Raw genomic sequence first — 12357 nt, 5'->3', positions numbered from 1 at the left:
TCCACTAAATTCGGCGGCAGGATGGGCACGGAAAATAGAAAGAATAGAAAAAAATGAAAAAGGAAAAAAAGTGTTAGATGTTAACAGCTAACAGCTATCCCAAAAATTTCCACCAAGCAAATAGCTTGCGCGCACTGAGGTAATTAGCGTCGTGTTCGAAAGTGTAGGCTTCTTGTTCAAAACAAATGTAGCGGTACGCTTTATGGGCATTTCCGAGATAAACGAACATATTTCGCAGGAAATCGAGGGCGTAAAACAGATAGAAAAATACGAAGAGTAGCTCTTTTTGTTGCCTAAAATGAATGCGCTCGTGCTGCACCAAAACCGCATCGCGCGCATCGGCAGCCGTTGCCACAAAAATAAACGGATACACCGCCAGCGCGCGAAAACGTTTCGAAAACAAAAATGGAGCTACAACAATCATTTGCTAAATGTTAAATCGGTTTACAAAGATGAGATTAAACGCGTAATTTTGTTAAGTCGTTATGCAACCAAATAAATTCCAAGAAGAAAAGCCCAAAGAAGGAGATGATTACTATCTGACTCCCGAAGGCTATCGTTGTTTTACCGAAAAGTGGCACTTAAAGCGCGGTTATTGCTGCAAGAGCGGCTGTCGCCACTGCCCGTACGGATTCGACAAAAAAACAAACACCATCAGAAAAAAGAAATAAAAGCATGACTTTTAAAGAAGAAATTCTAGCGGGCATTCCCGATTATTTACCCGAGTTAAAAGCTTACGATCCGAAAGTAAATCACGCACCGAAACGAAAGGCTATTTTGAGCGAGGCTGAAACTAAATTAGCTTTACAAAATGCCTTGCGCTATTTTAAAACGGAACTGCACGCTGCTTTACTTCCCGAATTTAAAGCGGAACTCGAAACCTACGGACGTATTTACATGTATCGTTACCGACCCGATTACGCCATTTACGCCCGACCTATTTCCGAGTATCCCGGACAATCCGAGCAAGCCAAAGCCATTATGTTAATGATTCAAAACAATTTGGATCATGCTGTGGCGCAACATCCGCACGAGCTAATTACGTATGGCGGAAACGGCGGCGTGTTTAGCAATTGGGCGCAATACCGCCTTACCATGCAGTATTTGGCAACCATGACCGATGAACAAACTTTAGTGATGTACAGCGGACATCCGATGGGTTTATTTCCGTCGCATAAAAACGCACCTCGTGTGGTTGTGACCAACGGCATGATGATACCAAACTACTCAGAACCCGACGATTGGGAACGATTCAACGCATTAGGAGTTACGCAATACGGACAAATGACCGCCGGATCGTATATGTATATCGGTCCGCAAGGTATAGTTCACGGAACCACGATTACCGTTTTAAACGCCTTTCGAAAAATTGGCAAGAATCCGAGCGGCGGCTTGTTTGTTACCTCGGGCTTAGGCGGCATGAGCGGCGCACAACCTAAAGCTGGTAACATTGCGGGTTGCGTAACGGTTTGTGCGGAAGTAAATCCGAAAATCACGCAGATCAGACACGAACAAAAATGGGTAGACGAAATTTACAGCGATCTAAATGCACTCGTTGCACGCGTTAAAGATGCAAAAGCGGCCAAAGAAGCAGTATCGCTTGCCTTCTTAGGAAATGTTGTTGAAGTTTGGGAACGTTTCGATGCGGAAGGCATTATGATCGATATTGGTTCCGACCAAACTTCGTTGCACAATCCGTGGGCAGGTGGCTATTATCCCGTAGGTTTAAGTTTTGAAGCTGCAAACGATTTGATGGCTAATGATCCGGAAACATTTAAGGATCAGGTGCGCCAAAGTTTGAAGCGACACGCAGCGGCCATAAACAAACACACAGCACACGGCACGTACTTTTTTGATTACGGAAACGCATTTTTACTGGAAGCCAGTAGAAGCGGCGCCGATATTATGGCAGAAAACGGCATCGATTTTAAGTATCCGAGTTACGTGCAAGATATCATGGGTCCGATGTGCTTTGATTTTGGATTCGGTCCGTTTCGTTGGGTTTGTGCCAGCGGAAAAATGGAAGATCTCGACACCACCGACCAAATAGCCTTGGATGTTTTACAGCGCTTAGCGAAGAAAGCTCCGGTAGAAATTGCACAGCAAATGATGGATAACATCAAATGGATTGAAAGTGCTAAAGCAAATAATTTGGTAGTAGGATCGAAAGCCCGCATTTTATATGCTGATTCGGAAGGCCGTGTTGAAATAGCCGCAGCGTTTAACCAAGCTATTGCCGAAGGAAAACTCGGACCAGTTATTTTGGGTCGCGATCATCACGACGTTTCCGGCACCGATTCGCCGTACCGCGAAACTTCAAACATATACGACGGTTCCCGATTTACGGCCGATATGGCGATTCATAACGTAATAGGCGACAGTTTTAGAGGTGCCACTTGGGTATCAATACACAACGGCGGCGGTGTTGGCTGGGGCGAGGTGATAAACGGCGGCTTCGGTATGGTTCTTGATGGTACAGAAGAAGCAGCTAAACGATTGGAATCGATGCTGTTTTGGGACGTTAACAACGGTATTGCACGACGAAACTGGGCGCGAAATGAAAACGCTGTTTTTGCTATAAAACGCGCCATGGAAGCGCAACCCTTACTAAAAGTTACCATCCCAAATCTGGTAGATGAGCAGTTGCTAAAGTAAACAGTGGAAAAAGTTGGAAGCTTAAAAATCTTTCTATTCGCAAATGTACTTCTGGCTTTAGGTTGGCTAATCGATAGTCTGTACATTAAATACAGTTTACTGTTTACTTCGATATTGCTTAATGTAGTTGCCGCGTACACGAGTATTAAAGAAAAGAGAAGAAAATGAAAAAGGCTGTTTTTTTACTGATGGTGCTGATGCTTACGGTGGGATGCCGTAGCGTGCACGTTTCGGCAGATTTCGACAATAAAGTTGATTTTACTGCCTACAAAACCTACAATTTAATGACTGCTGAGATTGCTAAAGTTGCTATTTCAGACTTAGACAAACGACGCATAACATCCGCTATTGAAGAATCGTTGCAAAGCAAAGGTTTTACAAAATCGGATAATCCGGATGTATTGGTAAACATTTTCACCAAAGAGCGCAAAGAAGTGAACGTCAACAACTGGAACGCCGGCTGGGGCTGGGGTTGGGGCTGGGGCTGGGGAGGTCCTTGGGGTTGGAATAATTATTCTGTAACTACAGACACCTACGGCACACTCTACATCGATGTGGTTGACGCTCGCAAACAAGAACTCGTTTGGCAAGGACAGGGCGACGGGCTGCTCGACTTGCACCCAAAACGAAAAGAAGCGAAAATCCGCGAATTTGTATCCGAAATCCTGGCGCAATATCCGCCACAACCAAAAAAATAAAAACATCTTTCTCTGAAATTGTAGAAGAATTCGTTTGTTCCACGGACGTATATTAACTTTTTAAAGCGCTATTTTAATTTCAGTTTAACGCAATCAACGACGCATTTACAACGTTTTCGCTGTGGTGCGTCGTTGTACTTTTTGTACTTTAGCTAAAAAATTACCTATGTCTGAGCATTTTGTTAGCAATCCGTTGATCGACCGCTTACCGCAACATCTCAAACAATTCATTAAGCCACAGAATTACGACGACTACACACCTATAAACCAAGCAGTTTGGCGCTACGTAATGCGTAAAAACGTGGATTACCTCTCGAAAGTTGCGCATCATTCGTATGTCGATGGATTAACGAAAACCGGTCTCAGTGTTGATGAAATTCCAAATATGTATGGGATGAATCGGATTCTGAAAGAAATCGGTTGGGCAGCCGTTGCTGTCGACGGTTTTATTCCGCCAAATGCTTTTATGGAATTTCAGGCATACAATGTTTTGGTAATTGCCTCCGACATCCGACAATTAGAACACATCGAATATACTCCGGCACCCGATATCATTCACGAAGGCGCTGGTCATGCACCGATCATTGCAAATCCGGAATATGCTGAGTATTTGCGCCGATTTGGCGAAATTGGTTGTAAAGCCATTTCATCGCACAAGGATTACGAAATGTACGAGGCGATACGTTTGCTATCGATTTTGAAAGAAGCTGAAGATGCCTCGCCGGAAGATATCGCTGCCGCGGAAAAACGTGTCGATGAACTTCAAAACAATATGGGCGAACTTTCGGAAATGGCTCAAATTCGTAACTTACATTGGTGGACTGTGGAATACGGATTGATTGGCAGCTTAGACGATCCGAAGATTTACGGTGCGGGATTATTGTCGTCGATTGGCGAAAGTAGTTGGTGCATGACCGATGCCGTACAAAAGCTCCCCTACTCCATTGCCGCTGCACAACAAAGTTTCGACATCACTAAACCACAACCTCAGCTTTTTGTAACACCCGATTTTGCACATTTGAGTTTAGTTTTAGAAGAATTTGCTAATAGCATGTCGCTTCGAACAGGTGGTTTAAGCGGTGTTAAAAAATTAGTAAGCAGCAAAGCCTTGGGAACAGTTGAATTATCTACCGGACTTCAAGTTTCGGGCGTTTTCACTAATGTAATCTCTCACGAAGGCAAGCCAATTTATATTCAAACAACGGGTAAAACCGCTTTAGCATACCGCGAGAAAGAATTAGTAGGTCACGGAACCGAAACGCACAAAGACGGCTTTGGTAGTCCGATTGGAAAACTAAAAGGCATCAATTTAGCCATCGAAGATATGTCGCCACGGGATTTACGTGCCTACGACATTTACGAAGGCGAGCGCGTGGAATTGGTTTTTGAAGGCGATTTAACTGTGGAAGGTGAAATAATCACAGGCAGCAGGAATTTACAAGGTGAAATCATAATCATAAGCTTCCGCGATTGTACAGTAAAGCACGGAGATACCGTATTGTTCCGACCAGAATGGGGCGTTTACGATATGGCGGTGGGCAAAAAAATTGTTTCGACATTCTCAGGACCAGCCGACGTACGTAGCTTCGATTTAATTACGCACGTTCCATCTTCCACAACTATAAAAGCTAAAAAATCAGACGAGCGTTCGGCTTTAGAAGCACTGTATGCGGCAGTTCGCAAACATCGAAACGGCACTGAAACAGCTAATTTGTCTGAGATTTTACAAACCTTAGAAACACGTTTTCCCGAAGATTGGCTTTTGGCAGTCGAAATTCTTGAATTAGCACATGCAGACGAAAACGAAGCACTACAAAATGCTGCACTACAATTACTTGAAACTCGGAAGGAAAGTCGTAAAGAAATTGCGCACTTGATCCAAAATGGTATTGAGTTAGTCTTAAAATTAGAACAGGTATAATTTAATATACATGCAAGTAAAGAGCGGACCAAAAATCCGCTCTTTTCATGCTGTTTGTATACGGGAACTACTCTAATTTCTAATTCACGGGAACATCTGTAAAAGTTCCGTAAAGGCGTGTCAAGCCATTTCCGGTTCGAAACGCCTCATATGTTCCTGTGATTTTATTGTTGGAGTTCGAAGTAATCGTAACTGTTCCGCCTTCAGCAACAAAAAACGGATTTTCGCCGGTGTAGGTAAACATGTTTGCACCTGAACTCGACAAAGTATATGCGGCCGCAGCACTCCCCGATAAATTGATTTCAAATAAAGTTGTTCCGTCGGCCGCAGTGGCAATTAGTGTATTGAATTGCGTGTTAAATGTTGCAGCAGCTGCTTGATTAACCGCGCCATTCGGATCGTTTTCGCGCCAAGTAAAACCAGCAGTATTATTGTTCCCTCCGCCGTTGTTTGAATTGTCGTCGTCGCTACAGGAGCTCGTTGAAATGAAGCTGATAACAGCCATGCATAATAAAAGTACTTTCTTCATGATGTTTGATTTTTTACATCACGAAGTTGTAAAACTATTGACTAGTAGACCATCCGAAAAAAATCGTATTTGGCGATTGCTTTCAATCAGTGCGGAGCTCGAACAAAAAACTAGTAGGTTTCAAATCAAGTTATTTCTCCTTGCTTTTTCAACGGCTTCTAGCTTACTGTGCACACGTAGTTTTCCGTAGATGTTTTCGATATGTTTGCGAACGGTACTGGGCGATAAAAACAAATTTTCGGCTATATTGATGTAATTCAGACCTTTGCTGATTTGCTCCAAAACCTCGGTTTCTCGAGCGCTTAACGCAATTTCTTCTCTTGATTCAAAACTGTCGGCAACGGTCGGATTTCGGAGTAATTTCAACGTTTTAAAGGCAATCGATGGATGCATAGCAGCGCCACCGTTACAAGTTTCCAGAATTTTCTTGTGCAACTCTTCCGGATCAATTTCCTTCAACAAATATCCGTCGGCACCGGCTTTAATTGCGTTAAAAATATTTTCGTCGTTATCAAAAACGGTCAGCATAATGATTTTAATTTGTGGAAACCCTTGTTTAATGGCGTGAGCGGCTTCAATACCGTCGGTTCCCGGCATTTCAATGTCCATTAAAATGACATCAATATTCGGATTATCGGCAACTTTCTTTACAATTTCGAGGCCGTCTTTCGCGGTAAATTTTACCGTAAAATCTTCGAAAAATTGCAACTTCTCAACTGTCGATTTTACCAAAAATACATTGTCGTCGGCTATAGCGATTCGTATCATAATAACTGAGCTTTGGGAAAGCGAACACAAAGTTGCGTTCCGAGATTTTTGTTGGAAATTTCAAATGTGCCCGACAATTCTCTTGCACGTTTTTCCATGTTTAACAAACCATTTCCGAGTATAATTTCTTCCATATCAAAACCTCTACCATCGTCGGAAATACAAATTGTGAGCTGTGTTTCGTCCTGATAAACCAAAACGGCAATGGATTTTGCCTCGGCATATTTCAAACTATTATTTACTGCTTCCTGAATAATTCGATACAGATTCATTCCTTGGATGGCGGTAAAAGTTCGTGCGTTCAAATCTTCGTCGATCGAAAACGTAAATGCTACTTGCGACATTTCGCTGGCTTTTTCCACAAAATTCAAAATCCGCAATTTGAGTTGATCGAATGAGATATGGCTTTCGTTCATCGCCCAAATGGTGTCGCGCAATTCTACAATTGTACTTTTAGTGAAATCGGCCACCGACTTTAGCTTTCGCAGAATTTTATCGTCGCTGTTTTTAAATGCAAAACCGATGTTGTTTACAGAAGAAATGATAAATGTGAGTTGAGCGCCGATATTATCGTGCAAATTTCTGGAAATACTCTCGCGCTGTTCCTGAAGTCGCTTTTGAGTTTCTATTTGCTGCAATGCTGTTTGAAGTTCAAAACTTTGCAATTGTTGTCGGTTTTTTATCTTTTGCTGTCTGTAAAATAAAAATCCGAGTGCAACAGAAAGTGCGGCGATTGCGCTCAAAGCAACTATTGTAATGTTTCGACGTTCTGTTTTTGCCTGCTGTGCCAGCAATTCGCGTTCTTTCTTTGCGGTTTCGTATACGGTTTCTAATTCAAAACTGGCTTTGGTTTTCTCGTATTCAAATAAATGATCGCGTCCGGAAGCGTACTTTTCTGCGTAAAGCGACGCATTTTTATAATCGGCACTTTTTCGATAAGCTTTGGCAAGTATTTCATAAGCTCTAACAACTAATAAAAACTGTTCGGCTTCGGTGGCAACTTGCTCGGCACGCTTGGCCCAAAAAACGGCTTCGGTTAATTTGTTTTGTTTGTACAAGCAATTAGCAAAAGCGCAGCTAATGTTGGCAATTTCAAACGTATTCTCGAACTTCTGATGCAATTTTATGCTATTGCGGTAAGCTTTTTCTGCTTCTTCAAAAACGTGTAAACTATCGTAAACCACGGCAATATTCGACAGCGGATATGCCGTATACGTTTCATAACCAAGTTTTTGATAGCCCGCAAAAGCTTGTTTTGAGTATGAAAGCGATTCTTTATATCGATTAAAATTTATCAGGATCGATCCCATATTTCCTGCCGAAACAGTTTTGCCAAAATCATCGGTAGTTTTTTGATAAAGCAAATACGCTTTGTTGTAGTACTTCAAAGCTTTTGTATAGTCTTTCATTTCCTTATACACAATTCCAATATTGGTACAGGTCATCGCTACTTGCGGTGTGGCTGCTAAATCTTCAAAAATTTTTAATGCCGCAAAATAGTAACTCAGCGCTTGTCGGTATTTGCCAGAAGTATCGTAAGCTACGCCTAAGTTGTTGTACGAGTCGGCTATTTCCTTCTTTGCACCAATGGCTTTTCTTGCTTCCAGCGATTTTTGATGATAAATCAATGCCGAATCGAGTTTTCCATGAAACTGAAAACCGTTGGCCAATACGTTATACGCTTCTCCTTCAAAATTTTTGTCGCTCACTTTCTGCGCGTACTCAACGGCAGCTCGTGCGTACTGAATGCTTTTATTATAGTCGGTTTGCGTGTATGCATCGCTTATTTTTACTAGGTTCTTGAAGCGTTCTTTGACCGTTCCGGTGTTTAACTTCCGCAACATACTATCGATCTGTCGATTTTGAGCGAAACTACAGAGCGCGACAAGACTGAAAAGCAGACTACAAAATAGGCGCTTGTTCATGAGTGGGTTTGGTTGGTTAATCTCTGTAAGATACTAAATTTTAGGAAATAAACTATCGTATTGAAGTAGAAAACCCCCGACACAATAACTGACGCCGAGGGAAATCAAACAAACGCTACTACTACATTTTATTGTAACTCGGCTCTAAAGCTGCCTTCAGTAATAGAAACTTGGTTTGTGGCACCTGGCACGTTCTCTGGCGCTGTCGCAGAAAAAGTTCCGGATATCGAAGTTTCGGTAACTTCGGTTATTTCCACTGTTCCTGTTCCACGAACCGACGTAAAAGTTTGAAAACTCGTTGGCGTATCGCCTAAAAGGAGATAGTTGATGTATCCGGCTGTTAAGTCGTTGTTGCCCGATGTGTAGGTACCAACGCCGTCATAATTCGCAATTTGAATTTGAATGGAATTTCCTGAACTCGCACTACTTTGAATCATCAGCATTCCTGCAACCGATACTGCTGTCGGGGAAACGAAACTGCTGTAATTTTGTCCGTTGACTTTCGCCCGTAAGAAAAACCCCGAATTTGATCCCGAACCATTGTCGTCGTTACTGCAGGAAAATATTCCGAACAGTATTACCAAAAAGAAAAATTTAGAAACTGATTTCATAACTTGAAGAATTAGAATTTGAACTGAATCAAAATTCGTCTTCCCGTATTGGTGTTGCAATAAGGCAGTTGCCCTATTTTTTTTATAAGTCAGATGTAAAATCAAATAGGGAAATCACTGAAAAAGTTGATAACAAAAACGATACATGACCCTTTCGATAAGATTATAAGCGAGTAGCATTCTAAAAAATATAGCTCCCATTTTACCTTGACCAGAGGTTGTTTCATTACAGCAAAAAATTGTCTTTTGCCTTCTGAATGGCTTCGAGTTTATTGTGAACTTGCAATTTGGTATAAATATTCTCGACGTGTTTTCGGATAGTACCTAAGCTAAGAAACAAGTTTTCGGCGATGACCTGATACTTCAAACCTTTGCTGAGTTGTTCCAAAACTTCGATTTCTCGCGGCGTAAGCGACACTTCCTCACGGCTTACTTGGGTATCTTCAAATGCTATCGGATTGCGAAATAACTTCAGCGTTTTAAGAGCAATAGAAGGTGTCATGGTGGCTCCGCCCTGCATGGTATCGCAAATACCTTGGTACAAATCTTCCGGATTCACTTCTTTCAATAAATAGCCGTCGGCGCCAGCTTTAATCGATTTAAAAATGTTCTCGTCGTTATCAAAAACAGTTAACATAATGATCTTAATCTGCGGAAACCTATTTTTTACCGCTTCAGTAGCTTGAATTCCGTTCATTACTGGCATCTCTATATCCATAAGAATCAAATCTACATGGCGATCTTTTTCTAATTTGGCGATTAGTTCTGCTCCGTTCTTCGCAGTGAATCTGCAAGTTGTGTCTGGAAATAAGGCTAATTTCTCTATTATTGCTTTTTGAAGAAAAATATTATCGTCGACAATGGCAAACCTAATCATAGCTATGTATTTAAAAGATTCTTATAAAGGCGGAATTGCACGCGTGTGCCGTTTTCCGATTGAGAAATAATTTGAAAACTTCCGCCAATTTCTTCGATGCGTTTTTCCATATTGTAGAGTCCGGAACCAAAGTTTTGTACCTCTTGATTAAAACCAATTCCATTATCAGAAACAATCACTTTTATAGCCGCATCATCACTGTTTACCAGTACGTTTACTTCCGAAGCTTTGGCGTGTTTGATGGCATTATTCACCGCTTCTTGTATGGTTCGATACACATTCATCCCAACTACTGAACTCAGCGTTAGCGCTTTCAACTCATTATCGACTTCAAAGCCAAACGAAACGTCGCTGACATTCGATTGTGCTTTTTCGATAAAATTCAACAAACGAACGCGTAAATCTTCGAACTTAATAACATTGGAATTCATCGCCCAAATCGTATCGCGCAATTCCAAGATCGTCGACTTTGTAAAGGCACTTATATCTTGTAATTTGGTATCTAACGAAGTGTCGTTTATTTCGAAACTACTTCGGGTAGTATCGACGGATGAAATAATAAAGGTAAGTTGTGCACCGATGTTATCGTGTAAATCGCGAGAAATCTCCAAGCGTTGTTCTTGCAGTTTATTTTGCGTTTCTACCACGGCAAGAGCTTCTTTAAGTTGAAATTCTTTCTCTTTTTGAAGCACTTTTAAGCGTTGTTGTTTATAGAAGAGAAAACCAATGATTGCCATTAGCGCGGCAACTAAAAGCAAGATAACAATTACTGCCGTTTTCCGATTTGAGGCCGCTTTACTTTCAGCTAATTGCAATCGTTGTTTGGAAAGTGCATCTTCTTTTTTTCCGGTTTCGTAAAGAATATGATAGGCTGCAAGCGCATCTTCTTTGCGTTCGTTAATCATTTCTCGATACGACTTATCATAGACCTCAGTAACTTCCAAAGCTTTTTTGAAATCGCCTTCGGCTTTATGAATTTCAATAAGAATTTGTAGCGACTTAGCCACATTAAACTTATTGCTTGCCGATTGCAATAAGTTCATACTGCTATCGATGTATTTTTTTGCTTGTGAAAGCTCTTTTTTATACAAAGCTACAACGGCCAAATTGCTATATGAATCGGCTATTTGCTTCTGATTTCCGACTTGAAAATCCACTTTTAAACATTCCCTAAAGTAATGCGCAGCACTGTCGAGTTTGCCGGTGTACAACATACAATTGGCTTTGTTATCGAGAAAAGTAACTTTTAGATGCGGAATATCTTCTGCAAGCTGCAAGCCTTCTCGGTCGAGAGCAAGCGCCTTATCGATTTTTCCTTGCATACCGTAAAAATTTGCCAAATGATGTGTAGTGAAAAGATAGCGCTCTAGGGGCTTTTTATCTTTTAAAACAGCTTTTGCCTTAAGTAAGTATTTTTCGGCCGAAAGTAAATCTTCTTTCTGTAAATAAATTTGACCTAAGGTTCCGTAAACGCGCGCAATTCCTTGTGAAAAGCCCATTTTTTCATACTTTTTTAGGGCTTGAAAAACATAGCGAAACGCCAAGGAATAATCGCCGCGACTTTTATGACAAATTGCCGTCCACATTAACCAATCGGTTTGCAACGTGTCGTTATCAATACGTTTCAAATTTTCTTTTGCAGATTCTAACTGCTGTAATGCCTCGGAATACGCGCCCTTTGTAGATTTGTGAATTCCGAAGGAAACTGCATACTTAAACGAATCGACTGCGGTACTTTTTGCGTTGAGCCCTTTCTTGAGCAGATCCAAAGCTTTAGCATTCGAATCGGCGCCTGCCCCGTTGCTTTTGAGCATTTGTTCGTAGTATTTCGCAATAGCTTTGTTGTTTTTCGCAGTCGTTTCTGGACGAGCTGTGCGTTGATCTTGGCAAGCGACAAGGGCAAAAAGAAAAAAATCAGGTAATATTTTTGCATGCGTTAGTGCGAGTTGGAATCCTCTAATTTAACAAAATTTGGTTTTCGCTTATTTTTCTTGACAGTTGACAATTTTTGAAACGAGTTCGTTTGTAAGTTCAAATCGCTTTTGTTCTAGTGAAGTAGCTGCTGAAAAATACGACTTTTGAAATTCCTTTGCTAAATGCACCTTCGTTTGTAATTGCTCGTTTCGCTGTTGCTGAAGTTGCATTTGATCTTCGAGTAACTTAATTGCGCTATCATTAGCTTTACGGCTGCTCAGACGCTTTTGTTTCCAAAAACGAACAGCCAACATCGCGCCGAAAACAAATAAAAACAGAATTGACCAAATCATAAAATCTTCAAATTATCATTACACGTCGAATAATGGCTGAATCAAAAACGAATTTTATTTAGATTACCGAAATTCTTAACTGCTTCGACTAAAATCTTGAATTTTG

12 protein-coding genes are annotated in these 12357 nt (G+C 41.2%); 4 read left to right on the top strand and 8 right to left on the bottom strand.

Annotated elements, in window-relative coordinates; genetic code table 11:
- Positions 1-94: 94 nt before the first annotated feature.
- On the bottom strand, positions 95-424 hold the full coding sequence (locus CHX27_RS09205; protein WP_094486479.1) for a hypothetical protein: 330 nt from the start codon (positions 422-424) through the stop codon (positions 95-97).
- A 61-nt stretch (positions 425-485) separates the two neighbouring features.
- Between CHX27_RS09205 and CHX27_RS09200 the strand changes: the two genes are divergently transcribed.
- The 4 genes from CHX27_RS09200 to CHX27_RS09185 all read left to right on the top strand — a co-directional run bounded on the left by CHX27_RS09200 (position 486) and on the right by CHX27_RS09185 (position 5274).
- Positions 486-671: a DUF5522 domain-containing protein gene (locus tag CHX27_RS09200; RefSeq protein WP_094486478.1), complete on the top strand. Its 186-nt coding sequence runs from the start codon at positions 486-488 to the stop codon at positions 669-671.
- A 4-nt stretch (positions 672-675) separates the two neighbouring features.
- Positions 676-2655, top strand: a complete 1980-nt coding sequence (locus CHX27_RS09195; protein ID WP_094486477.1) for a urocanate hydratase — start codon at positions 676-678, stop codon at positions 2653-2655.
- A gap of 164 nt (positions 2656-2819) precedes the next feature.
- Positions 2820-3353 carry a DUF4136 domain-containing protein gene (locus CHX27_RS09190; RefSeq protein ID WP_094486476.1) on the top strand — a complete coding sequence of 178 codons (534 nt, stop codon included), beginning with the start codon at positions 2820-2822 and terminating at the stop codon, positions 3351-3353.
- 166 nt (positions 3354-3519) lie between these two features.
- Positions 3520-5274 (top strand): aromatic amino acid hydroxylase, encoded by a 1755-nt coding sequence (locus tag CHX27_RS09185; RefSeq protein ID WP_094486475.1) that lies wholly within the window; start codon positions 3520-3522, stop codon positions 5272-5274.
- A gap of 79 nt (positions 5275-5353) precedes the next feature.
- Here CHX27_RS09185 and CHX27_RS09180 read toward each other — a convergent pair whose 3' ends face one another.
- The 7 genes from CHX27_RS09180 to CHX27_RS09150 all read right to left on the bottom strand — a co-directional run bounded on the left by CHX27_RS09180 (position 5354) and on the right by CHX27_RS09150 (position 12251).
- Positions 5354-5803: a hypothetical protein gene (locus CHX27_RS09180; RefSeq protein ID WP_094486474.1), complete on the bottom strand. Its 450-nt coding sequence runs from the start codon at positions 5801-5803 to the stop codon at positions 5354-5356.
- A gap of 120 nt (positions 5804-5923) precedes the next feature.
- Positions 5924-6574 (bottom strand): response regulator, encoded by a 651-nt coding sequence (locus CHX27_RS09175; protein WP_094486483.1) that lies wholly within the window; start codon positions 6572-6574, stop codon positions 5924-5926.
- Entirely contained in the window at positions 6568-8415 is a 1848-nt protein-coding gene (locus tag CHX27_RS09170; protein WP_165764480.1) for a tetratricopeptide repeat-containing sensor histidine kinase, read from the bottom strand. Before CHX27_RS09170 ends, CHX27_RS09175 begins: the two co-directional genes overlap by 7 nt.
- A 209-nt stretch (positions 8416-8624) precedes the next feature.
- A complete protein-coding gene (locus tag CHX27_RS09165; RefSeq protein WP_133063448.1) occupies positions 8625-9107 on the bottom strand; it encodes a DUF6252 family protein in 483 nt (160 codons plus the stop codon).
- Between the two features lie 226 nt (positions 9108-9333).
- The gene (locus tag CHX27_RS09160) at positions 9334-9984 is read right to left on the bottom strand and encodes a response regulator (RefSeq protein WP_094486471.1); all 651 of its coding nucleotides are present in this window, start codon (positions 9982-9984) and stop codon (positions 9334-9336) included.
- Between the two features lie 2 nt (positions 9985-9986).
- A complete protein-coding gene (locus tag CHX27_RS09155) occupies positions 9987-11798 on the bottom strand; it encodes a tetratricopeptide repeat-containing sensor histidine kinase (protein WP_094486470.1) in 1812 nt (603 codons plus the stop codon).
- A gap of 168 nt (positions 11799-11966) precedes the next feature.
- A complete protein-coding gene (locus CHX27_RS09150) occupies positions 11967-12251 on the bottom strand; it encodes a hypothetical protein (RefSeq protein ID WP_094486469.1) in 285 nt (94 codons plus the stop codon).
- Positions 12252-12357: the final 106 nt, after the last annotated feature.

Source organism: Flavobacterium aurantiibacter, assembly GCF_002251775.1.
In the GTDB taxonomy this organism is placed as follows: domain Bacteria; phylum Bacteroidota; class Bacteroidia; order Flavobacteriales; family Flavobacteriaceae; genus Flavobacterium; species Flavobacterium aurantiibacter.
This window is presented reverse-complemented; position numbering and strand designations above follow the sequence as displayed.

Coding starts and splice junctions, on each gene's coding strand:
- CHX27_RS09150 (WP_094486469.1), bottom strand. CDS start 12,251: ATGATTTGGTCAATTCTGTTTTTATTTGTTTTCGGCGCGATGTTGGCT.
- CHX27_RS09190 (WP_094486476.1), top strand. CDS start 2,820: ATGAAAAAGGCTGTTTTTTTACTGATGGTGCTGATGCTTACGGTGGGA.
- CHX27_RS09180 (WP_094486474.1), bottom strand. CDS start 5,803: ATGAAGAAAGTACTTTTATTATGCATGGCTGTTATCAGCTTCATTTCA.
- CHX27_RS09200 (WP_094486478.1), top strand. CDS start 486: ATGCAACCAAATAAATTCCAAGAAGAAAAGCCCAAAGAAGGAGATGAT.
- CHX27_RS09205 (WP_094486479.1), bottom strand. CDS start 424: ATGATTGTTGTAGCTCCATTTTTGTTTTCGAAACGTTTTCGCGCGCTG.
- CHX27_RS09165 (WP_133063448.1), bottom strand. CDS start 9,107: ATGAAATCAGTTTCTAAATTTTTCTTTTTGGTAATACTGTTCGGAATA.
- CHX27_RS09195 (WP_094486477.1), top strand. CDS start 676: ATGACTTTTAAAGAAGAAATTCTAGCGGGCATTCCCGATTATTTACCC.
- CHX27_RS09170 (WP_165764480.1), bottom strand. CDS start 8,415: ATGTTGCGGAAGTTAAACACCGGAACGGTCAAAGAACGCTTCAAGAAC.
- CHX27_RS09185 (WP_094486475.1), top strand. CDS start 3,520: ATGTCTGAGCATTTTGTTAGCAATCCGTTGATCGACCGCTTACCGCAA.
- CHX27_RS09160 (WP_094486471.1), bottom strand. CDS start 9,984: ATGATTAGGTTTGCCATTGTCGACGATAATATTTTTCTTCAAAAAGCA.
- CHX27_RS09155 (WP_094486470.1), bottom strand. CDS start 11,798: ATGCTCAAAAGCAACGGGGCAGGCGCCGATTCGAATGCTAAAGCTTTG.